At 34.2% G+C, this 22256-nt stretch carries 22 protein-coding genes and 1 riboswitch; of the genes, 15 read left to right on the top strand and 7 right to left on the bottom strand.

Going from position 1 to position 22256, the window contains the following annotated elements:
* Positions 1–367, top strand: a 367-nt coding sequence (locus TA89_RS18575) for a diacylglycerol/lipid kinase family protein (protein WP_423219499.1), incomplete at its 5' end; no start/stop codon positions are given.
* Between the two features lie 179 nt (positions 368–546).
* Here TA89_RS18575 and TA89_RS07800 read toward each other — a convergent pair.
* The gene (locus TA89_RS07800; RefSeq protein ID WP_040212293.1) at positions 547–1032 is read right to left on the bottom strand and encodes a hypothetical protein; all 486 of its coding nucleotides are present in this window, start codon (positions 1030–1032) and stop codon (positions 547–549) included.
* Positions 1033–1257: 225 nt separating this feature from the next.
* Between TA89_RS07800 and TA89_RS07795 the strand changes: the two genes are divergently transcribed.
* The 7 genes from TA89_RS07795 to TA89_RS07765 all read left to right on the top strand — a co-directional run bounded on the left by TA89_RS07795 (position 1258) and on the right by TA89_RS07765 (position 8271).
* Entirely contained in the window at positions 1258–1764 is a 507-nt protein-coding gene (locus TA89_RS07795; protein ID WP_052447369.1) for a LytTR family DNA-binding domain-containing protein, read from the top strand.
* Between the two features lie 122 nt (positions 1765–1886).
* Positions 1887–3908, top strand: a complete 2022-nt coding sequence (locus tag TA89_RS07790) for a urocanate hydratase (protein ID WP_040212292.1) — start codon at positions 1887–1889, stop codon at positions 3906–3908.
* Between the two features lie 18 nt (positions 3909–3926).
* Positions 3927–4829, top strand: a complete 903-nt coding sequence (ftcD, locus tag TA89_RS07785; protein ID WP_040212291.1) for a glutamate formimidoyltransferase — start codon at positions 3927–3929, stop codon at positions 4827–4829.
* A 9-nt stretch (positions 4830–4838) separates the two neighbouring features.
* The gene (gene hutI, locus TA89_RS07780; protein ID WP_040212289.1) at positions 4839–6086 is read left to right on the top strand and encodes an imidazolonepropionase; all 1248 of its coding nucleotides are present in this window, start codon (positions 4839–4841) and stop codon (positions 6084–6086) included.
* A gap of 112 nt (positions 6087–6198) precedes the next feature.
* Entirely contained in the window at positions 6199–6918 is a 720-nt protein-coding gene (locus tag TA89_RS07775; RefSeq protein WP_040212288.1) for an ATP-binding protein, read from the top strand.
* Positions 6919–6983: 65 nt separating this feature from the next.
* Positions 6984–7178: a hypothetical protein gene (locus TA89_RS07770; RefSeq protein WP_040212287.1), complete on the top strand. Its 195-nt coding sequence runs from the start codon at positions 6984–6986 to the stop codon at positions 7176–7178.
* A 112-nt stretch (positions 7179–7290) separates the two neighbouring features.
* Positions 7291–8271, top strand: coding sequence for an NAD(P)/FAD-dependent oxidoreductase (locus TA89_RS07765; RefSeq protein WP_040212302.1), 981 nt, complete (start codon positions 7291–7293; stop codon positions 8269–8271).
* 111 nt (positions 8272–8382) lie between these two features.
* Here TA89_RS07765 and TA89_RS07760 read toward each other — a convergent pair whose 3' ends face one another.
* A complete protein-coding gene (locus tag TA89_RS07760; RefSeq protein ID WP_052447368.1) occupies positions 8383–8967 on the bottom strand; it encodes a GDSL-type esterase/lipase family protein in 585 nt (194 codons plus the stop codon).
* A 9-nt stretch (positions 8968–8976) separates the two neighbouring features.
* On the bottom strand, positions 8977–9600 hold the full coding sequence (locus tag TA89_RS07755; protein WP_040212286.1) for a RusA family crossover junction endodeoxyribonuclease: 624 nt from the start codon (positions 9598–9600) through the stop codon (positions 8977–8979).
* Positions 9601–9763: 163 nt separating this feature from the next.
* Between TA89_RS07755 and tsaD the strand changes: the two genes are divergently transcribed.
* From tsaD to TA89_RS07740, 3 genes are all read left to right on the top strand, one after another.
* Positions 9764–10786 (top strand): tRNA (adenosine(37)-N6)-threonylcarbamoyltransferase complex transferase subunit TsaD, encoded by a 1023-nt coding sequence (tsaD, locus tag TA89_RS07750; protein ID WP_040212284.1) that lies wholly within the window; start codon positions 9764–9766, stop codon positions 10784–10786.
* A gap of 60 nt (positions 10787–10846) precedes the next feature.
* The gene (locus TA89_RS07745; RefSeq protein WP_207642847.1) at positions 10847–11830 is read left to right on the top strand and encodes an alpha/beta fold hydrolase; all 984 of its coding nucleotides are present in this window, start codon (positions 10847–10849) and stop codon (positions 11828–11830) included.
* Between the two features lie 97 nt (positions 11831–11927).
* Positions 11928–13127: a S1C family serine protease gene (locus tag TA89_RS07740; protein ID WP_040212282.1), complete on the top strand. Its 1200-nt coding sequence runs from the start codon at positions 11928–11930 to the stop codon at positions 13125–13127.
* Positions 13128–13198: 71 nt separating this feature from the next.
* On the opposite strand, the gene abc-f is transcribed toward TA89_RS07740, so the two are convergent.
* A complete protein-coding gene (gene abc-f, locus TA89_RS07735; protein ID WP_040212281.1) occupies positions 13199–15115 on the bottom strand; it encodes a ribosomal protection-like ABC-F family protein in 1917 nt (638 codons plus the stop codon).
* Between the two features lie 185 nt (positions 15116–15300).
* Between abc-f and TA89_RS17990 the strand changes: the two genes are divergently transcribed.
* A complete protein-coding gene (locus tag TA89_RS17990) occupies positions 15301–15453 on the top strand; it encodes a small, acid-soluble spore protein, alpha/beta type (RefSeq protein WP_082023875.1) in 153 nt (50 codons plus the stop codon).
* 118 nt (positions 15454–15571) lie between these two features.
* A riboswitch (Lysine riboswitch) is annotated at positions 15572–15738 on the top strand.
* Between the two features lie 103 nt (positions 15739–15841).
* Positions 15842–17380, top strand: coding sequence for a Na+/H+ antiporter NhaC family protein (locus tag TA89_RS07730; RefSeq protein WP_040212280.1), 1539 nt, complete (start codon positions 15842–15844; stop codon positions 17378–17380).
* Between the two features lie 30 nt (positions 17381–17410).
* Here TA89_RS07730 and TA89_RS07725 read toward each other — a convergent pair whose 3' ends face one another.
* Together TA89_RS07725 and TA89_RS17670 are read right to left on the bottom strand one after the other, a co-directional pair.
* Positions 17411–18076, bottom strand: coding sequence for a DUF4397 domain-containing protein (locus TA89_RS07725; RefSeq protein ID WP_052447367.1), 666 nt, complete (start codon positions 18074–18076; stop codon positions 17411–17413).
* 11 nt (positions 18077–18087) lie between these two features.
* Entirely contained in the window at positions 18088–18672 is a 585-nt protein-coding gene (locus TA89_RS17670) for a hypothetical protein (RefSeq protein ID WP_052447366.1), read from the bottom strand.
* A 120-nt stretch (positions 18673–18792) separates the two neighbouring features.
* Here TA89_RS17670 and TA89_RS07715 point away from each other — a divergent pair, with 120 nt between their 5' ends.
* Positions 18793–20103, top strand: coding sequence for an aminotransferase class V-fold PLP-dependent enzyme (locus TA89_RS07715; protein WP_040212278.1), 1311 nt, complete (start codon positions 18793–18795; stop codon positions 20101–20103).
* A gap of 41 nt (positions 20104–20144) precedes the next feature.
* Here the strand turns inward: TA89_RS07715 and TA89_RS07710 are convergent, their stop codons facing one another.
* A complete protein-coding gene (locus TA89_RS07710; protein WP_040212277.1) occupies positions 20145–21365 on the bottom strand; it encodes a 6-phosphofructokinase in 1221 nt (406 codons plus the stop codon).
* A gap of 289 nt (positions 21366–21654) precedes the next feature.
* Between TA89_RS07710 and TA89_RS07705 the strand changes: the two genes are divergently transcribed.
* Entirely contained in the window at positions 21655–22206 is a 552-nt protein-coding gene (locus TA89_RS07705; RefSeq protein WP_040212276.1) for a manganese efflux pump MntP, read from the top strand.
* Positions 22207–22256 lie beyond the last annotated feature (50 nt).

Raw genomic sequence — 22256 nt, 5'->3', positions numbered from 1 at the left:
ATATTTTATAAACATATCTTCTATTGGCTTTGACTCTGAAGTTACATATCAATCTAGGAGTTTTAAAAAGATTAAATTCATCTCCGGATCCTTTGCATACATATTAGGTATTATCAAAACTTTATTCAGTTTTAATTTTATTGATGGAGAAATTGAATTAGATGGGATAAAATATAATAAAAAGATATTATTAGCTGCTATAGCCAATGGAAAGTATTATGGCGGAGGTATAAAGATATCTCCTAAATCCGATATTTTTGATGGAATATTTGATGTCTGTATAATAGATAAACTGTCAAAGATTAAGGTTTTTCGGTTATTTCCTCAGGTAATAAAGGGAAGACATGAAAATATAAAAGAAGTTTAGTTTTATAAAGCAAGAAAGATATCTATTAAAAGTTCTAAAGATTTTATTATAAATGTAGATGGTGAAATTATAAAAGATAATAGTATAGTTTTAGACATGATTCATAAAGGTATTAGAGTTGTTGTTCCTTAAGACCTTATAATTTATCATCAATCTAATAAAAGCGGCAGACGCCGCTTTTATTTTTTAAAAATTACAATTACTCCAATGGCAATAAGCAGAATTGGAAATATTAAACTACCTGAAATCCATGGAACTAATCCTTTTAGTAAATTTGACAGGAAGGATACCATAAAGATTATTAAAAATACCATTCCAAAAAGAAGTATAGCTCTATCCTTCTTATAAAAAAAATAGTATTGAAGGAAACCTGCTGAAAGGGAAAATATATAAAAAGGCCAAATATATTGAGAAAATCTATAGCCTGTAATCTTTTGGAACGCCAGTACTAAACCAATAACCATGAATATTCCTCCAGGGATTAAATTTCCTCCCCAGCTTCTATCTCTAAAAAATTTTACCTCAAACATTACTCCTATGAAAAACACTATTCCAGGCCATAGAGTAGAAAAACTGAAGAAATTCAAATTTAAAGTAACTTTAAGGAAATAAGCAAATCCAATTATGATTAGCAATACTCCTAAAATAATATTATTTTTACGCATTTTTTTCCTCCTAGCTATTTTAAAGGAAGCATTTTTTACTCATGTCATGTATTTAGAAATACCCTTATTAATTCGATAGTATAAGTGATTAATTAAAATAATCTATTAGCATTTTAATAATTACTTATATGTTTATAATATCATTTTTGTAGCTTTTTTAATACATTATATAGTTTAAAAATAATTAGGTCAGTGGTAAGTAATAATATTTTAGAAGGTGGTACTATGCAAAAGATAATGGTGTTAAGTGTAAATGAAGAAGATATTAAATATGTAGAAAACCATAAGGAGATTAAGGATAAAATTGAAGTTCTCGGAGTTTATACCTACAAGAATCAAGAGGATAATTACAGGATTGAAAGTACAGAAGGGTTAATTAATAAAAATTTATCAGTAAAAGGTATAAATAAGCTGCCAATTTCAAAAAACGGAGAGGTATATTTCATAGATTATGAAAATATAATCTATGTAAGAGTCAAGGGAAGAGAGTCTGAAGTGATAACTCACAGCGGAGTATATTCCTTTGATGAAAGCCTGGGAAGAATACTAAATAAACTTAGAAGAGGTTCCTTCCTTAAATGCCACAGAAGCTATATAGTAAATTTAAATAAAATAGTTAAGATAACTCATTGGGTAAATGGGGTATATTTATTGACCTTAAAAGGGACGGATGAAAACATACCTGTAAGCAGGAGCTACTATAAGGATTTAAAGAACACTTTATTGTTATAAAGGGGGCTTATGCTTCCTTTTTTTTTGATTTATCGTAATAAAGTGATAACCTGGAAAAATATAGATTATTACTTAATTTAAAGGTACAATATAGATATAGTTAGTACAAAGGGGGATTAGGAATGATCAATAACAGTATTATAAAGGAAGCTATGAAAATAAAATTAGATCCTGTTCTTCCATCATATCCTAAATTTATTGAAGGGATAAGAAGAGCACCGGATAGAGGCTTTACCTTAAATCAAAGTCACACGGAAACAGCTTTGAAGAATGCATTAAGGTATATTCCAGAAGAATTTCATAAAGAGATGGCTGAAGAGTTTATGGAAGAGCTTAAAACCAGAGGGAGAATTTATGGATATCGGTTTAGGCCAGAAGGAAGGATTTACGGCAAGCCTATAGATGAATATAAAGGGAATTGTATTGAAGGTAAAGCTTTTCAGGTTATGATTGATAATAATCTTGATTTTGAAATAGCTTTATACCCTTATGAGCTTGTAACCTACGGAGAAACTGGACAGGTGTGCCAAAACTGGATGCAGTATAGGCTTATCAAGAAGTACCTTGAGAATTTAACTGAAAACCAAACTCTGGTAATAGAGTCGGGACATCCTGTGGGACTATTTAAATCAAGACCGGAATCTCCTAGAGTAATTATAACCAATGCCTTAATGGTGGGAATGTTTGACAATCTAGAGGATTGGCATTATGCAATGCAGATGGGAGTAGCAAATTATGGACAGATGACTGCGGGAGGATGGATGTACATAGGACCTCAGGGGATTGTACATGGAACCTTCAATACTCTTTTAAATGCAGGCAGAAAGAAATTTGGACTAAATTGTAATGAGGATTTAAAAGGGTATTTGTTTATAAGTTCCGGTTTAGGAGGAATGAGTGGAGCTCAGCCAAAAGCCATAGAAATAGCAGGAGGGGTTGGAATAATAGCAGAGGTTGATTATTCTAGAATACTAACAAGGTATGATCAGGGATGGGTAAAGCATGTGAGTTCTGACCTGGAGGAAGTATTTAGAATAGCACAGGAGTATATTGATAAGAAAGAAGCTGCATCTATTGCATATCATGGTAATATTGTAGACCTTTTAGAGTACGTTGTAGAAAAGGATATTAAGGTTCCTCTATTGTCAGATCAAACCTCTTGTCATGCTGTTTACGAGGGGGGATACTGCCCTCAAGGAATAACATTTGAAGAAAGAACGGAGCTTTTAAAGAAGGATAGAGATAAATTTGCGGAATTAGTAGATAAGACTCTTGTGAGACATTTTAATATGATTAAGATACTGGTAGAGAGGGGAACATATTTCTTCGATTACGGCAACTCATTTATGAAGGCAGTTTATGATGCTGGAGTTAAGGAGATATCCAAAAATAAAGAGGATGAAAAAGATGGATTTATCTTCCCTTCATATGTCGAGGATATAATGGGACCAGAACTTTTTGATTATGGATACGGCCCTTTCAGGTGGGTATGCTTAAGCGGTAAAAATGAAGATTTAATAAAAACTGATAAAGCAGCTATGGATTGCATAAATCCGGATAGGAGAGGACAGGATAGAGATAATTATGTATGGATAAGAGATGCAGAAAAAAATAAACTGGTGGTAGGCACAAAGGCAAGAATATTATATCAGGATGCCTGGGGAAGAACTAAAATAGCGTTAAAATTCAATGAAATGGTTAGAAATGGAGAGGTTGGTCCCATAATGTTGGGAAGAGACCATCATGATGTAAGCGGAACGGATTCTCCTTTCAGAGAAACTGCAAATATTAAAGATGGAAGCAATATTATGGCTGACATGGCTGTTCAGTGCTTTGCAGGAAATGCTGCCAGAGGTATGAGTCTTATAGCTCTGCATAATGGAGGTGGAGTAGGAATAGGTAAAGCTATTAACGGAGGTTTTGGACTTGTACTTGATGGAAGCTCACGAATAGATGAGGTTATTCAGTCAGCTATGCTCTGGGATGTTATGGGTGGAGTAGCAAGAAGAGCCTGGGCAAGAAATGAAAATTCTATAGAAACCAGTATAGAATATAATAGGACAAGAGAAGATTCAGACCATATAACTTTACCTTATTTAGTTGATGAAGATACCATTAGAGAGACAGTAAATAAATATTTTTAATATACTGAGGTGTTTATAATGTTGACAAATAAATTAATTGAATGTGTTCCAAATTTCAGTGAAGGAAGAGATCTTAATAAAATAGAAAGCATAATAAATGTTTTCAGAGCTAAGGAGGGAGTAAAACTTTTAGACTACTCCTCAGACAAGGATCATAACAGAACAGTGGTTACTTTAGTAGGAGAAATTGAACCAATTAAAAGCTGTATTATAGAATTCATGGAAAAAGCTATTGAGCTTATAGATTTAAGAACTCATCAGGGACAGCATCCTAGGATGGGAGCAGTGGACGTGGTTCCTTTTATACCTATTAGAAATGTTACTATGGAAGAAGCAGTGGAACTTTCAAAGGAAATTGCACAAACTGCTGCTGAAAAATTCAATCTTCCAATATTTTTATATGAAAAATCTGCATCTGTTCCTGAGAGAGAAAACCTTGCGGTGGTAAGGAAAGGAGAATTTGAAGGAATGGCTGAAAAGCTAAAGAAGCCTGAATGGAAACCTGACTTTGGCCCTGAAGCCCCTCATCAAAGCGCAGGAGTTACTGCCATAGGTGCCAGAATGCCTTTGGTTGCATTTAATGTGAATCTTGACACAGCTAATCTTGAAATAGCTTCAGCTATAGGAAAGAAGGTAAGATTCATAGGTGGGGGATTGAGATTCTGTAAAGCCATGGGAGTTAAACTTGAGGATAGGAATATAACCCAGGTATCCATGAATATGACTGATTATACAAAGACAGCATTATATAGAAGCCTTGAAATGATAAGAATGGAAGCTAAACGATATGGAGTAAATGTAGTAGGAAGCGAAATAGTAGGACTAGTACCTATGCAGGCTCTCATAGATTGTGCTGAATATTACATGGGCATAGAGAACTTTTCAATTAATCAAGTATTAGAATCTAAGCTTATGGAATAGGTAGAAAGCATGAGAAATAATTTAATTATTAAAAATATAGGAGAGCTTGTTACATGCAGCGGTTTTACTTCTAAAAAAGGAAGTGAAATGCAAGAGCTTCATATTTTAAAGGATGTTTCCATAATCGTTGAAAAAGGTGTTATAAAAGAAATAATAAGTTCAAAGGAACAATTAGGCTGTGACTTTGAAAATTATGAGATTATAGATGCAGAAGGCTGTTGTGTACTGCCGGGATTTGTTGATTCTCACACCCACTTTATTTTTTCTGGCTACAGAGAAGAAGAATTTTATCTAAGGGTTAAAGGTACAAGCTATATGGAAATAATGAAGAGAGGCGGAGGAATAGCGAATACAGTTAATAATACGAGAGAAGCCTCAAAGGAAGAACTTATTGAGCTTGGGAAAAGACGACTGGATGATATGCTTAAAATGGGAATAACCACTGTGGAAGGAAAAAGTGGCTATGGTCTAGATCTTAATACTGAGGTTTTACAGTTAAAGGCTATGAAGGACCTTGATAAATCTCATGCTGTAGATATAGTATCTACCTTCTTAGGAGCTCATGCTTTACCTAAAGAATATACAGGAAGAAAAAAGGAGTACTTAGACTTTATAATTAATGAGGTGCTTCCTATAGTAACCAATGAAGAACTGGCAGAATTTTGTGATGTTTTTTGTGAAAAGAATGTCTTCGAAGTTGATGAATCCAGATATCTTTTGGAGAGAGCTAAATCTATGGGGATGAAACTTAAGCTTCATGCCGATGAAATAGAAGGAATAGGTGGCACTGAGCTTGCCTGCGAATTAAAGGCGGTTTCTGCTGATCATCTTCTTCAAGCTTCTGATAATGGAATTAAGGCTCTGGCAGCTTCAAACACAATAGCCACATTGCTTCCATGTACAGCCTTTAGTTTAAAGGAAAGTTATGCAAGAGGAAGAAAAATGATAGATGAGGGATGTGCTGTAGCTCTTGCTACTGATTTTAATCCAGGCTCCTGCTTTACCCAAAGCATCCCACTATTAATAGCATTGGCATGCTATAATATGAATTTGTCTCTAGAAGAGGTTATAAACGCTCTTACCATAAATGGTGCAGCAGCCTTAAACAGAGAGAAAATCATAGGGAGTATAGATAAGGGTAAGCAGGCGGATTTAATAATTCTTAAATATCCAAGTTATAAATTTATGCTTTATAATCTGGGTACAAATATAGTAAATAAGGTTATTAAAAAAGGTGTTTTAGTTAAAGAGAATTAAATTTTATGTAACAGAGAATAATGCTTAATAGTGTAACTTAGGTTACTGAAATTATTTTGATAACTCATTATAATTTATCTGTAACCTAAGTTTTTTTGTGGGAGTAGATAATATGATAAGAAAGATAGTTAATATTGATAAAGAATTGTGTAATGGATGCGGAATATGTATAAATGCATGTCACGAAGCTGCAATTGTACTAAGGAACGGAAAAGCTGAGCTTTTAAAAGATATTTACTGTGATGGTCTTGGTGACTGTCTTTCAGGATGTCCTACCAGTTCAATAACCATAATCGAGAGAGAAGCTGATGAATATGACGATGCAGCTGTAAAGGAAAGAGTGGAAGGATTAAATAATAAAAAAAAGTATAATAAGACATTGAATTTAGGCTGCATGGGAGGTCCATCTCAAAGTATAAGCAGAGAGTATAAAGATACTGGAAACAAAAGCTTCGAACATAATACCTCTCAGCTTATGCAGTGGCCGGTTCAGCTCAGATTAGTTAACAGTGAAGCTCCATTTTTTAAAAATGCTGATCTGCTTATTGCTGCAGACTGCACTGCCTACGCTTATGGAAATTTCCATAATGATTTCATAAAGAACAAAATCACTTTAATAGCATGTCCTAAATTGGATAATAATGAGCACAATAAAGAAAAAATAACTGATATACTCCTTGGTAATGAAATTAAAAGCATTACTCTGGTAAGAATGGAAGTTCCCTGCTGCAGAGGATTATCAAAGGCTGTTAAAGAGGCTTTAGAGGAATCAGGAGACTTATTGGATTTTAAAGAAGCGGTAATTTCTTCACAGGGTGAAATCATAGATTAAATTCATAAGTTTCTTCAGGATAAATCTCTTCTAAATGGTAAAAATATATTTAAGGAGGGATTGCCGTGAAATTAAATACTGTAGATATTATAAAACAAAAGGTTTTGGATGCTCAGGAAAATGTAAGGGATTATGAGGAGTATTCCGATAAGGTAGATGACCAGGAGGTAAGGATTGCTTTTAAACATTTTGCAGAAGAATCTGCTCTTCAGGCAAGTAAGCTCCAGGAGCTCTTAAGCAAATACGAACCTCTAAAATAAACTGACATTGCTGTCAGTTTATTTTTTAAAATTACATCTTAACCGGCTTTATTATGGTAAAATAGTAATTGGGTTAGATTATTTTATCATTACGTAAAGTGGAGGGGATGACATGAAAAACTACGATATTATAATAATTGGTGGAGGACTCTCCGGTATGACTGCTGCGTTATCTGCTCGTGAAAAGGGCATAAAGGATATACTTATACTTGAAAGAGAAGATTATCTTGGAGGAATTTTAGTTCAATGCATTCATCACGGCTTTGGTGAAAATATATTGGAGGAAACCCTCACAGGTCCGGAATTTGCCCAGTATTTTATAAACAGGATAGAAGCAGATAATATTGAATATAGATTAAATACAATGGTATTGGATTTAAACAAAGATAAGGTAGTCACCGCTGTAAATCCAGAAGAGGGTATAGTAGAATTTAAAGGGAAAGCGATAATACTGGCTACCGGGTGCAGAGAAAAATATAATGGTAACATTAATGTTCCTATGAATAAATATGCAGGAATATATACCGTAGGATCTGCTCATAAATTTATTAATTTTCAGGGTTATCTCCCTGGTAAAAACGTAGTTATACTAGGCTCCAGCGATATTGCCTTAATCGTTTCCAGAAGGCTTATATTAGAAGGAGCAAAAGTAAAAGCAATAGTAGAAAAACAGCCATATATTCATTCTCATAGGAAAAACCTTGCTAAGTGCATTGAAGACTTTAACCTTCCCTTAAAGCTTGGCTACTCAATTACAGATGTATTAGGAAATGAACGCATAAAGGGAGTAAAAATAGCTGAAGTGGATGAAAACGGCAGGTTTATAAAGGATACAGAAGAATACATAGAATGCGATACACTGCTGCTTTCTGTAGGGTGGATGCCTGAAAGCGATTTGGCGGAAAAAGCAAAAATTAAATTATCTCAATCCACAGGAGGACCTGAGGTGAATGATAATTATGAGACCACCCAAGGAGGAGTTTTTGCTTGCGGAAATTTAATTCATACTTACAGCTGGGCAAATGATGTGGCTATAGAAGGCGGAACCACAGGTGTAAAGGCTGCTGATTTTATAGAAAATTACTTAAAATAATCCAAAGCTGAAGCATAGCTTTTATATGGGAAATAAAATAAGAATTTAAATTATATAAAAAAGGAGGAAACTATCTTATACAATAGATTTACCTCCCTTTTTATATTGGAACTATACATTAAAACAGCATTGTTTTATCCTTTCAAAAGTAAAAACAGCAATACGTTTGTGACCTGAAGAATTAAGATGTATTCCGTCAAGATAATATCTGGAAGGAATCTCTGTGTTCTCCGAAAACAAATCATAATAATCTAAAGTATTTATTGAATTTATGCTGCAGTAATCTTTCAACATTTCTCTCAGTTCATAAATCTTTTTATTTACCGTTAAATAATCAACATTAGAGTCCCATAACTTTGAAGCCATTTGAGGTATTATCTTAGGGGGAAAAGCAACAATAGGAAGAAGATTACTGGACTGAATATCTTCAATGACCAGAATTATATTTTCTGAAGTGTTTGACACAGACCTATTCATTATCATATCATTGGTACCTATGAATATTATTACTGCATCAGGCTTTACAGAGTCTATATCACTAGAGGATCTTGTTAGAAGCCCTATAGATGTATCACCGTTTACACCTCCATTAATCACATGAATTCCTGATATGGACTGAAGCACGAAGCACCAGCTTTCATTTCTTGAAACACCGTAGCCTGTGGTTAAGCTGTCACCTAAACATAAAATCTTCATTTGTCCTCCTTAAAAAAGCTTTTTAAAGCATTGCCTGCATATAAGTATTTTTCCTCTGTTAGCTGATACAGCATCTTCTTCCTTCAACGACGTTCCACAGATATCACAATACAGTTTTGATGAATCAGTTTTAGGCTTTGAAGATTCCTTTGTTAATGGGTTTTTCTTATTGCAGGGCGGAAGATATTCTATTTTTTTGTCTGGTTTGTCCCTTTTAAGTATGGAATAATCCATTGAATAAATGCTTTCAGCAAAGAGCTCTAGTTCAAACCTGGGATTCTCTCTGTCATAAAACTCTTCAATTATCAATCTCCTAACTTGAGCATCATTAACTATAACACCGCTTTTTTCTATACCATCAAATATACTTTTAGTTATATTGTTAGTATCGGGATGGCGTTTTTCACTTTTATAGTATACCTTTAGAACTGCTATTAAAGCTTCGCTGAGCACTGTGTCAGGGTTTTGAAGGCGTGCTTCATAAGCTATCTCCTCTTCATAAAGGGCGTACCTATCATGGTATTTTCCGGATTTATATGGAAGAATAGCTCTACCCTGAACATTGAAAAGCTTAAAGTTAGATTTGGATATGGGAGAACCTTTAACCACGATTTTGGCATAATTTTTAGTCATAGAAAATCTCCTCTTATAGAAATATATGTTCGCATAAATTATAACATTGTAATATACAAAATACAACTGAAGCAATTTTAAAAAAAGCTATAAATGCATTGAATATCAAAGGTTTATAAAGTATAATACTATGTGTTATGAAAACTGTTGGAGAGGCGATTTAATGATAGAAAACACTGTTATTTTAGGAATTGAAACCAGCTGCGATGAAACCTCAGCTTCAGTGGTTATAAATGGCAGAGAGGTATTGTCGAACATAATATCATCGCAGATAAATATACATAAAAAGTTTGGAGGGGTAGTTCCTGAGGTTGCTTCCAGAAAGCATATAGAAGTTATCAATGCTGTGGTGGAGGAAGCTTTAAAGGAAGCGAAAATAACCCTTAATGAAATAGATGCAGTGGCTGTAACTTATGGACCGGGGCTTGTAGGAGCACTGCTGGTGGGAGTACAGTATGCTAAAGGATTAGCTTATTCCCTGGAAAAACCTCTTATAGGGGTTAATCATATTGAAGGGCATATAAGTGCCAATTATATAGAACATAATAAGCTGGAACCGCCCTTTATATGCCTTGTGGTATCCGGAGGACATACCTTTATAGTTTATGTTAAAGATTATGGCTTATATGAGGTTATAGGAGAAACAAGAGATGATGCAGCAGGGGAGGCTTATGATAAAGTAGCGCGTTCCATAGGACTCGGCTATCCAGGAGGACCTAAAATCGATAAGCTTGCCAAGGAAGGAAATGAAAATGCTATCAAGTTCCCCAGAGCTAATTTCCATGATGATTCTCTGGATTTTTCCTTCAGCGGATTAAAATCAGCAGTTTTAAATTACCTAAACAAAGCTAAAATGACCGGAGAAGAAATAAATGATGCGGATGTGGCAGCTTCCTTTCAAAAGGCTGTAATTGATGTTTTATCAGATAATGTAATAGCTACATGCAAAAAATACCAGGTGGATAAGATTGCAATAGCAGGGGGAGTTGCTTCAAACTCAGCTCTGAGAAACCGGCTGATAAAGGAGGGGGGGGATTTGAACATTGAAGTTTTATTTCCTTCACCTATATTATGCACTGACAATGCAGCTATGATTGCAAGCGCAGCATATTTTAAATTTATAAAAAATGAATTTTCTTCTATGGATTTAAATGCAAAACCAAATCTCAAGCTGGGAGAAAAATAATTATAAAAGGTGAAAAGAATGAAATTATTAACCAATTCCAATTCGCTGCATAAAGTTAATATGAAGAAAAAAATAAAACCTAAAAAAATAATCAATACTATTTTGATATTTTTGCTTTTAGTTACCGCAGGAGGGTTTATTTACGAAAAAATCAGCTACTCAAAAGAAATAGGAGAATTAAAAACTAAAACTAAATATGCAACCCTTCATGGTAATAAGATTCATTATACTTTATCGGGAAAAGGAAAGTATACTGTGGTTTTTGAATCTGAGATGGGATATACTTCTTATGAATGGGAAAAGGTTATTAAGAATATGCCTAAAAATCTTGAGGTTAAAACCTTCACTTATGACAGATCCGGTTATGGTTATAGTGATAAAACTGACTATCAGAACCCGGAAAAACAAGCGAGAGATCTTCATCTTTTTTTTAGGAAGATAGGTCTGGAAGGACCGTATATTCTTGTGGGAGATGGATATGGAAGCCTTGTAATGAGCAATTTTGCTAAAATATATCCAGATGATGTTGCGGGTATGATACTCATAAGTCCTATTAATGAAAATAAAATGAAATCACCGGAATTTATTAAAGCGGTATCTAAAGGAAAAACATCAAAAAAAGTAGAACAGCTAGGGTCTTATGTTGGGCTGACAAGAGTACTGGACAACCTAGGGCTGGTAGATTATCCTCAGGGACTTTTAGATAAGGTTTCCGATGTTTATGCAGAAGATATAAAAGCACACAGGGTAGCTAATAATTATGCCACAGCCATTTGGAATGAAACAAAGGTGCTTATTGACGGAGACAGTACCTCTCAGCATCAGGGGATGCTGGGTAATAAGCCTTTAGCTATTTTAGTAAACGAAAACAGAAATGCTGAAAGTCAAAAAGAACTCGAGATGCTTTCTAAAGAAGATGTAACGGTAGTTCAGGAGCTAAAACCCCAAGGGGATGTTATTCCGTTAGAGTATTATGAAAGTATTCACGATGCGTTGAAGTTTGTAACAAAGCAAAGTGAAATGCAAAACGCAGCAAATAATTAGCTATTTATAGCTAATTATTTTTTTTGTCACAAATCTGTCACATTAATGTTTTATTATTTAATCAATGGGAAATATAATTTATGAAGGAGGAGATAATATGGAATTTAATAATGAAAATAAAACAAATACTGATAATACAGAAAAATCATATAACGAATATAAGCCTAATAGTGAAAATTCACATAATTCGTCACATCAAGGTAGAAAAAAAGGAAAAATGGGCAGGATTTTAGGTTTAACTGCATTAGCTTTAGTTTTTACCATTTTAGGAGGTGCAGTGGGAGCCTACGGGGTTCTCAAATTCACAAATAATAATATAAGCGAAATAAATAATAAATACAGTCAGTATTTAAATTATAATCCACCAGGCTTTGCTGAGAATAAGGATGCTTTATCCGTTACGGAAATAGTTAAGAAGGTGGCTCCTGCGGTAGTAGGTGTTTCCACAAAAAGCAGAGTGAACATGGGATTTGGTCAATCTATTCAGGAGGGCATAGGAACAGGTTTTATAATTAACGACGAAGGTTATATACTTACAAATCAGCATGTTATACAGGGAGCACAATCCGTTAAGGTTATTCTGGTAGATGGAACTGAAGTAAACGCTAAAGTCATAAATTATGATGCCAGTCAGGATTTAGCGGTTATCAAGATTACAGATGAGGTCAAGATACCGGGAAAAGTTGAGCTTGGAGATACAGACAGCATTCAGGCTGGTGAACAGGTAGTGGCTATAGGAAATCCTTTAGGAAAGGAATTCTTAGGAAGCGTAACTACAGGGGTAATCAGTGCAGTAAACAGAGAAATATCCATAGATGGTAAGACACTTAAATATATTCAGACAGATGCAGCTATAAATCCGGGAAACAGTGGAGGTCCTCTGGTAAATTCACGAGGTCAGGTTATAGGAATAAACACTGCAAAAATAAAGATGGAGGGTGTAGAAGGAATAGGCTTTTCCATTCCTATAAACAGCGTGAAAAATAGGCTCACAGCCCTTTCTAAACCAATATTGAGAATAGGGATTTATGCCAGGGATATAACAACAGAGGTTGCAAAAAAGAACAATCTGCCTGAAGGAGAATATGTATTAATCGTAGATGTTGTTGAATTCAGTCCTGCAGAAAAAGCTGGAATAAGACCTGGAGATATGGTAACAAAATTTGATGGAAAACCTGTTAAAACCGTTGAAGATATCAATAAGATTAAAGAAACCCATAATTCCGGTGATACGGTAAAGGTGAATGTAACCAGAGATGGAAAGGAAAAAGTTTTAGATCTTGTACTTTCTGAATAAAAATTAGCTAACCCCTTTATTTTTATTATGGCGGTAGTAGAAAAACATTTTCTACTGCCGCCATAAAATATTTATATATATTCTTCCCATTCACTATATAGCTTTTCAAGGATATTTTGCAAATGGGATATAGTCTGTTGTGTTTCCTGAGCTTTCTGAGGATCGGAATAAACCTCTTCTAAACAAAGCATTGCATTTAGTTTTGAAATTTCTGATTCTGTGTGAGAGATGTCGGCTTCTAGTTTTTTAATTTTTTCGGCTATAGCTTTAGCTTCTCTCTCTGCTTCCCTCTTTTTTCTTTTTTCTTCCTGAATTTGAGTTTTTGTTTTTCCGGATTTGTCCTCTTCAACACCTTCGTATCTGTTAGGATTTTTCTTTTTATCAACATAATAATTGTAATTTCCTAAATAGGTTTTTATTCCCTCTTGCTCAAGTTCAAATATCTTATCAACTACTTTATTTAAAAAATATCTATCGTGAGAAATAATTAAAAGAGTTCCATCATAGTTTAATATAGCATCTTCTAAGGCTTCTCTAGACATTATATCCAGGTGATTGGTCGGTTCGTCTAAAAGAAGAAAGTTTGATTTGGAAAGCATGAGTTTTAAAAGATTAATTCTGCATTTTTCGCCTCCGCTTAAAAGTTCAATCTTCTTAAATACCGAATCACCTGTAAAGAGAAAAGAAGCAAGAGCATTTCTTATCTCCGTTGTAGTAAGTTTAGGAAATGCGTCCCATACTTCGTTTATTATCTCCTTATCCTCGTCAAGGTCAGACTGCTCCTGGTCATAATAACCTGTAATTACATTTCTTCCTAAGGTTAAAGCGCCTTCATCAGCTTTAACCTTTCCAAGGATTATTTTAAAGAGAGTTGTCTTGCCTCTTCCGTTTTCTCCGATTAAAGCTATTTTATTTCCCTTTTTTATATCCATGCTCACATTTTCAAAAAGGAGTTTATCTCCATAGCTCTTTTTTAAATTTTCTGCCCACAAAACATCATTACCACTTTTAATTTCTGAATGGAACTGTATTCTGGAAGCTTTGGCTTCAGCATCGGGAGCGGATATTTTTTCCATCTTTTCCAGGGCTTTCTCTCTACTTTCTGCAGCTTTAATGCTTTTTTCTCTATTGAAGGATCTGAATCTTTCAATAATCTGTTCCTGCCTTCTAATTTCTGACTGTTGAAGATTGTAAGCTTTCAGCTGGACTTCATAATTCTGCTTTTTTAATTCTATGTATTTGGAGTAGTTTACATTATAGCAGTTTATATGTCCGTTAATCAGTTCAAAGGTACGGTTTGTTATACTATCTAAGAAATATCTGTCGTGAGATATTAAAAGAACAGTACCCTTGTAGTTTCTTAGATATTCCTCCAGCCATTCAATAGCATTTAAATCCAGATGGTTAGTAGGCTCATCCAGAAGCAGAAGTTCCGGCTTTTTTAATAATAGCTTGCATAACGCAACCCTGGTTTTCTGTCCTCCGCTTAAATTTTTAATATAAGAATTATAATCCTTTTCCTGAAATCCTAAACCCTTAAGCACTCGAGATATCTCACCTCTAAAGGTATAACCTCCTCTATGGGAATATAATTCCTGGCTTATGGTATAATCCTTTAATACTTTTTCGTGAAATGCCTTATTTTCTTCAGTATAAGGCATACTCATCTTTTCTTCCAAAGCCTGAATCTTATTTTCAAGTGCTATGAGGTCATTAAACACCTCAAGCATTTCATCATAAATAACATTCTCACTTTCCAAATCAAGACGCTGAGAAAGGTAACCTGTGCTATAACCTTTGTCCTGATATATTTCACCGCTATCAGCTGACAATTCCTTAATCAATATTTTAAAAAGTGTTGATTTACCTTCTCCATTAGCACCTATCAATCCGACTTTATCGCCTTCATTTATGTTGAAGGTTACATCCTTCAAAACCTCATGTATACCATAACTCTTAGCTATGCCTTTACCACTTAAAACAATCATATTATTACCGCCTTTACTTCTTTCTATAAAGGTTTATAGCTATTTTATTATACTATAAAAGTACAGAGTTTTGTAGTAAAGGAGAATTATGAATATACCTTCAGTTAATATATACCATGTATTAAAAGATAAGTATGTTTATATAATATGAATGATTCAATATACTTAAGGGAGGTTTATAAGTCATGGCTCATAAAAATAATAAAAACAGTAAAGATAACAAAAAGTCCAGACAGAAAACGCGAAAAGAAGTGGAAAATATGAAGGTGGAAACTGCAAATGAAGTGGGCTATTCAAAAGAATCCAGAAAGCTTGGGAAGGATAAACCAAGAGCCTAACTATATAATAAAAAGCTAAAAAAAACTTCGTGTTTTTGTTGACTCTTAAAGTCACAATATGCTATAATGAGTCGAAAGTAAAAATCTAATATTTATTGTTTTGAAGATTGATCTTTGAAACAATGATAGAGGCGCAATTATTAAGAGTAACTTAAAGCAATGCAGGCAGCAGTTTTAAGTGAAAGGGATAATTGCCGAAGTGTCAGCTTTATGCCTTAAGAGTTGATGCTGGACCGTTGTAAAATATGCAGCGGGCTGTCACTTATGTGGAGAGCTATCATTGGAGAAAACATCGTATATTTATTATGTGTATTAACCATGAGTGCATTCATACATTAAGTGCATTCATGGTTTTTTATTTATCACAAAAGAAAGGAAAGTGAATTTTATGGAAGGATTAGAGGCTATTAATTCAGGGTGGTTTTCAATACTGCCTCCGGTAATAGCAATAGTATTAGCACTTATTACTAAGGAGGTTTTTTCCTCACTTTTAGTTGGTATTTTTTCCGGAATGCTTATTTATACTGTTTTTACAGGAGAACATTTATTTAAATCCGTATATTATATTTTTCAAATGATGTCTGAAAAACTTGGTGATAATGCTTTTATGATATTATTTCTAGGGCTTTTAGGTGCTCTGGTAGTTGTTGTTACTATGGCAGGAGGTTCTCGTGCTTATGGAAAGTGGGCAAGCACTAAAATAAAGTCACAAAGAGGGGCTAAGCTTGCTACAGGAGCTTTAGGTATGCTTATATTCGTAGATGATTATTTTAACTGCCTTACTGTAGGTACAGTAATGAGACCTATAACAGACAAGTACAAAATTGCAAGAGAGAAGCTTGCGTATTTGATAGATTCCACCGCTGCTCCTATATGCATAATTGCACCGGTTTCAAGCTGGGCTGCAGCTGTAGCTTCTGATTTAGGAGATGGAGGAATAAATTCATTTGTTCAGACAATACCTTATAATTTATATGCACTTCTCACTATAGTTATGGTATTATATATTTCTTTTACTAATTTTGATTTTGGTCCTATGAAGAAGGCTCAACAGGAGGCTGAAGAAGGAAACACCATTGAAGAAATGCAGGGAAATGATTTTGAAGGAGTGAGCATTTCTGAGAAGGGACATGTTTTAGATTTAGTTATACCTATGATAGCTTTAATCATTTTTTCCATTATGGGAATGGCATATGTAGGAGGATTTTTTGATGGCGTGAGCTTTACAGCAGCAATAGGGGAAAATCCTTCAGCTGGTTTAACACTTGGAGCATTTGGAGCTTTAATAGTAGCAGGATGCATGTACATACCACGTAAGCTTATAAGCTTTAAAGATTTCATGGATGGGGTTACACAGGGTGTTAAATCCATGGTACCAGCTATTATGATTTTATTATTTGCATGGTCTCTCAGCGGAATCTGCAGAAATATGATTGGAACCGGTGAGTTTGTAAGCAGCCTGGTAGCTTCTTCAAATATTTCATTAGCACTGCTTCCGGCTTTAGTTTTCCTTGTAGCAGCATTCTTGTCCTTTTCTATGGGGACAGCGTGGGGAACCTTTGGAATCCTTATTCCAATAGTTACAATGATATGTGCAGGAGCTGAAGGAACTAACCTCTTAATAGCTGCTTTAGGAGCAACTTTGGCAGGGTCAGTATATGGAGATCACTGTTCACCGATTTCCGATACTACCATACTGGCATCTACTGGAGCAAAATGCGATCACATAAAACATGTTTCAACACAAATGCCTTATTCAACCTTAGTAGCAGGAATCTGCTTTATAGGATATTTATTCGCTGGATTTATACATAATCCATGGGTGCCATTTTTCATTTCATTAATCTTATTATTAGGTTCATTTATAGTAATTCAGTCATTACAGAAAAAGAAAGAGCACAGTGGAAAAAAAGTTTCAAAAGCATAGATGAAAAAAACCGTCACATTGACGGTTTTTTTATTTTATATAGCTTAATCCATCTAAAGCTTCAACAATCTGCAGGCCTGGAGTGCCTAGAGACAGTCCCACCATATACATTGTATAGAACCTGTTGGGTTTAATTATAACCTTTGGAACTGTAAGTATGACTTTTTCTGTATCTTCTACTTTAACTAAAAGTGTATAATTACCAGGAGGAAGTATCATATATCCGGTTATGTCTTTATACTCTAAATCTTTAAATAGTTTTTGACCGTTAGGAAGAGAAACATCCACCTCTGGAGCATCAGGAGAAAGCTGTACAAATCTCATAAAGGTCATGGTTGGATTTAAACTCATATGTGGTTCGAAAACAGGTAATAATGATAAGTTATCCACTTTATTTACAACTGCTGCGGTGAGTATAGAATTTGGAGGAATCTCTAAGGTGCGGTTTAGTATTGGTGAAGTAGTTTTTCCGGAAGGAAATACTTTTATAACATAATCTCCTGATGGAAGAGAAAGATAGTTTGTAAATTGCTTAAATGAAAGATTTTTGCCTATTAAGGCGTCATTAGCGTATATATCAAAGGCTGAAGAGTCAGGAGAAGCGTTAAACAGCCTTATATAGGAGACTAGCTTAGGCATCTCAGCTCTATACAGGCTTTGATTAAATATGTCACCATATCCATAATTATAAAACATATAATCCTCCTTTAATCCTTTAAGTTGATTCCATGAGACATATCAGAATAATAGGAAAGTGAAAGCCTGATTATTCTTTTAACTAATAATCTGGAAATAGGATATGGAATTTTATATGCACTTAAGGTATTAAATATTGCAGGATTATTATTTTCTATTTTTTTAAGTATACGTCCTATATTATCCTCTACATCCCGTGTGCTTTCAGCACAGGTATCCTCTTCAAGCTCCAGATCCAAATTTCTTAAAGCCTCCATAGGTGTGTGAATGTTGAAGGCTGGAGGGGATTCTGAACCGTATTGAACTCTTACCTCCTGATCCTTTGAAAATACCTCCGGCATAGGGAGAGGAGTATTAGGCATTAAGGAATATACATAAGAACCTGCAGGGATCATAGGTATAGAAGTGGATGCAGGAAAACTCATTGCTGGATTAATCAAAGGATTTACAGGCATTCCTATGCTGGGCTGAAAGCCGTAGCGGGGCATTATATTGGGGAAAACTGGATAATTAGTATATTGATATTGAGGTAAAGCTATAAAAGGTTCAAATCTGATATCGTCATAAGCATTAGCATCATCATGTTCTTTATGCATAAATAACCTCCATTTATAAAAGCACTATTATATTATATGACAATATATGTAAGGTGATACTTACATTATGACTGCACTCATTAATGAAATATTAATATTATATAAGAGGAGGGGTTTTTTATGAGAGAGGATATAAAGGACTATAGAGGGCTTTTTATGGGGATTGAGGAGCAGGTACCTTTAAAAGATGGAGGGTTTATAACGGGAATTAATTTCGATAATGCTGCCACAACACCACCTTTTAAAAAAGTAATAAAGAATATAGTAGACTTTTCTCCATGGTATTCATCTATACATCGAGGAAAAGGGTATAAATCGAGAATATGCGATGAGTTTTATGATAAGGCAAGACACACAATATTAAAGTTTTTAAATGGTAGTGTAAATAAATATAACGTTATTTTTGTAAAAAATACCACGGAAGGAATTAATAAGCTGGCTTACAGACTGATAGACTGCAAAGAGGGGATAGTTCTGACAACCAGAATGGAACACCATTCTAACGATCTTCCCTGGAGGGATAAATGCAGGGTAGAATATGTGGAAGTAGATAAACAGGGAAGGTTATCCGTTGAAGACTTAATTAATAAGCTGAGAGAAAATAGAGGAAATATAAAATTAGTTACACTTACCGGAGCGTCAAATGTCACAGGTTATGTTAACGATGTAAATCTATTAGCTTGTATATGCCATTCCTATGGGTGCAGAATAATGGTAGATGGAGCACAACTGGTACCACATAAAAAAATTAACTTAAATGGAACGGGAGAATATGATTATATAGATTATCTGGTTTTTTCTTCCCATAAGATGTATGCTCCTTTTGGAATTGGAGTAATTATAGTAGCTAAGGATTGTTTTCAAAAGGGAGATCCGGAGCATAAAGGAGGAGGAACTGTTAAATATGTTACTGATAATCAGGTCATATGGGATGATCCTCCTTATAAGGAAGAGGCAGGCACACCGAATTTTATGGGAATAGTGGCTTTACTTTCTGCAATAAGAGAGCTGAATATAATTACCATGGAAAATGTAAATCTTATGGAGGAGGAGCTTACAAGCTACTTAATTAAGGGTTTGAGTTCAATTAAAGAGGTTGATATTTATGGAGATTACGTGAATATAGGAGATAAATTAGGTATTACTACCTTTAATGTTACTGATATCAGTCATAGTGAACTGGCAGAAACACTTTCGGGAAATTACGGTATAGCTGTGAGGAATGGATGTTTCTGCGCTCATCCCTACGTTCAAAGGCTTCTTAAGTTAAGGGATGAGGATATAGAACAATACATTCATAATCCCAGTTATGAAAAACCAGGTATGGTGAGAATAAGCTTTGGTTTATACAATAATAAAAATGAAGTGGATTATTTTTTAAATGCATTGGAGCAGATAATCAGCTGCAGAAGTAAAAAAATATTTTATTAAAAGCTGTACCTTGGGGTACAGCTTTTAAATAAGAAGATTTATTATTTATTGAATACTTTATACATGGGAATATTATTTTCATAATAAAGTGCAGGAGTTCCCTCTATAAGGGGAGAAAAATACTCTTGGCACTCCGGATTTAAATTATTCCTTTCTTCATTTATCCAGCTAAGGGGTATATATTTAATATTATTGGCAACCCTAGCTGCTTTAACTAAAAAGGTTGAAGATTTGTATGGGGTATTAGACTCTCTTTTAATAGCTACCATATTTCCGCTGTTATTTCCCTTTGAATAGATTAAAGCATCGTATCCAACCTTGTAGGCCTCATCTATATCTAAAGAAGAGGAGCAGTGCATAGCGCATCTCTGCATTACACCTAGTTCCAGTACTTTTATTCTACTAGTTATTCCAGCTCTTACTATCATATTTTTTAAAACTGTGCCAACTCCGCCAAGCTGGGCATGTCCAAAGCTATCATGAGTCTGATAGGTTTCTAACTGGGATATAAATTTGTTATCCTTATCTTTAATCCCCTCTGAAACCACGATGTATACCTGATTCTTTTCTTTAAATCTTTCAGCGGTGTCCTTTAAAAACTTATCTTTATCAAATTCAACTTCCGGAAGATAAATAAAGTCAGCTATAGGTTGTCCATTTAATTTTGCTAAGCAGGCACTGGCAGCCAGCCATCCTGTATCTCTTCCCATGGTTTCTAAAATAAAAATCCCGTTGTTTGTATAAACAGATGAATCTAAGTAAGTTTCTAAAGCTGTAGTTGCTATAAACTTGGCGGCACTTCCGAAGCCGGGGGTATGATCCGTCACTGGAAGGTCATTATCTATAGTCTTTGGGATACCAATAAATTTGATATTTATATTCTTTTCCTCAGCATATGAGGACAATTTAAATATGGTGTCCATAGAATCATTTCCACCGATATAAAAGAAGGTGTTTATATCGTATTTTTTACAAATATTAATCAGTGCATTATATTCGTCCTCATTTTTATCAAAAGATTTCAATTTATATCTGCAGGAGCCTAATCCGGCAGAGGGGGTAAATTTAAATAAATCAAGTTCTTTTCTGCTAAAGCTGGTTAGTTCTATTATTCTCTCTTCAAGAATGCCTTCTATTCCATTAATACCGGCATATATCTTGTCATAAATTTTGTGTTCTGAATTACTAAAAACCAATCCGCAAACGCTGGCGTTAATCACTGAGGTTGGTCCTCCGGATTGAGCAATTATACAATTAGGCATCAAACATCTCCTCCAAACGCAAAGTATGATATACAAATTAAATATTTATGCACCATTTATTATAATATAATAAAGTAAATAACTTTTAAAGTATATTCTTATAATTTAAAGTATAGTACTAACTTTTAATGGCAATTATTTTATAATTAATCATATTAATTCATTTTATAATTAATTACATAAATATTCATTGAAAAAGAAAATAAACAATTATATATATAAGCGCTGAGGCATAAAATAACTTATGTAAAGAAATATAAGAGAAAAATTATTCAAAGGATTGATTTTGATGTGGATTTTGCAGGGGGTTATTATAGGCTCAGCGCTGGCGATGGACGCCTTTGCGGTGTCTCTTAGCATAGGTTTAAATAAGGGGGTTAGGCTGTATAACAAGATTATTTATTGCTTTTCATTTTCTTTTTTTCAATTTTTATTTTCTTTAACGGGAGGCCTTTCCGGTATTCTTTTCAATAAATATGTAGCAGCTATACCAAGCCTTGCAGGAGGGATAGTAGTGGCTGCAGTTGGTATTATGATGATACTGGACGGAATTAAGAAGAAAGAAAATTACCGTCTGCAGAAACAGGAGATGTATTATATATTAGGTATTTCAGTAAGTATTGATGCTTTGGTGGTAGGATTTACTACTTTAAATTCTATCAGCAAATTTTATCATCTTATGGAGTTTACTATAATTATAGGAACAATCACCTTTTTATTTTGTGGACTAGCCTACATACTGGCAAGATATCTAAAAAGGGTAGTTTTCATATGTAAATATGCAGATTATATAGGAGGTATTATACTTATAATATTTGGTTTAAAGATGATAATATTATAATTCTGAAATTTAGTTTATTATGTGTTATAATGAATTTATAAAAAAATTAG

Origin of the sequence: Clostridium polynesiense (assembly GCF_000820705.1) — a bacterium.
Taxonomy (GTDB): Bacteria; Bacillota; Clostridia; order Clostridiales; family Clostridiaceae; genus Clostridium_AA; species Clostridium_AA polynesiense.
This window is presented reverse-complemented; position numbering and strand designations above follow the sequence as displayed.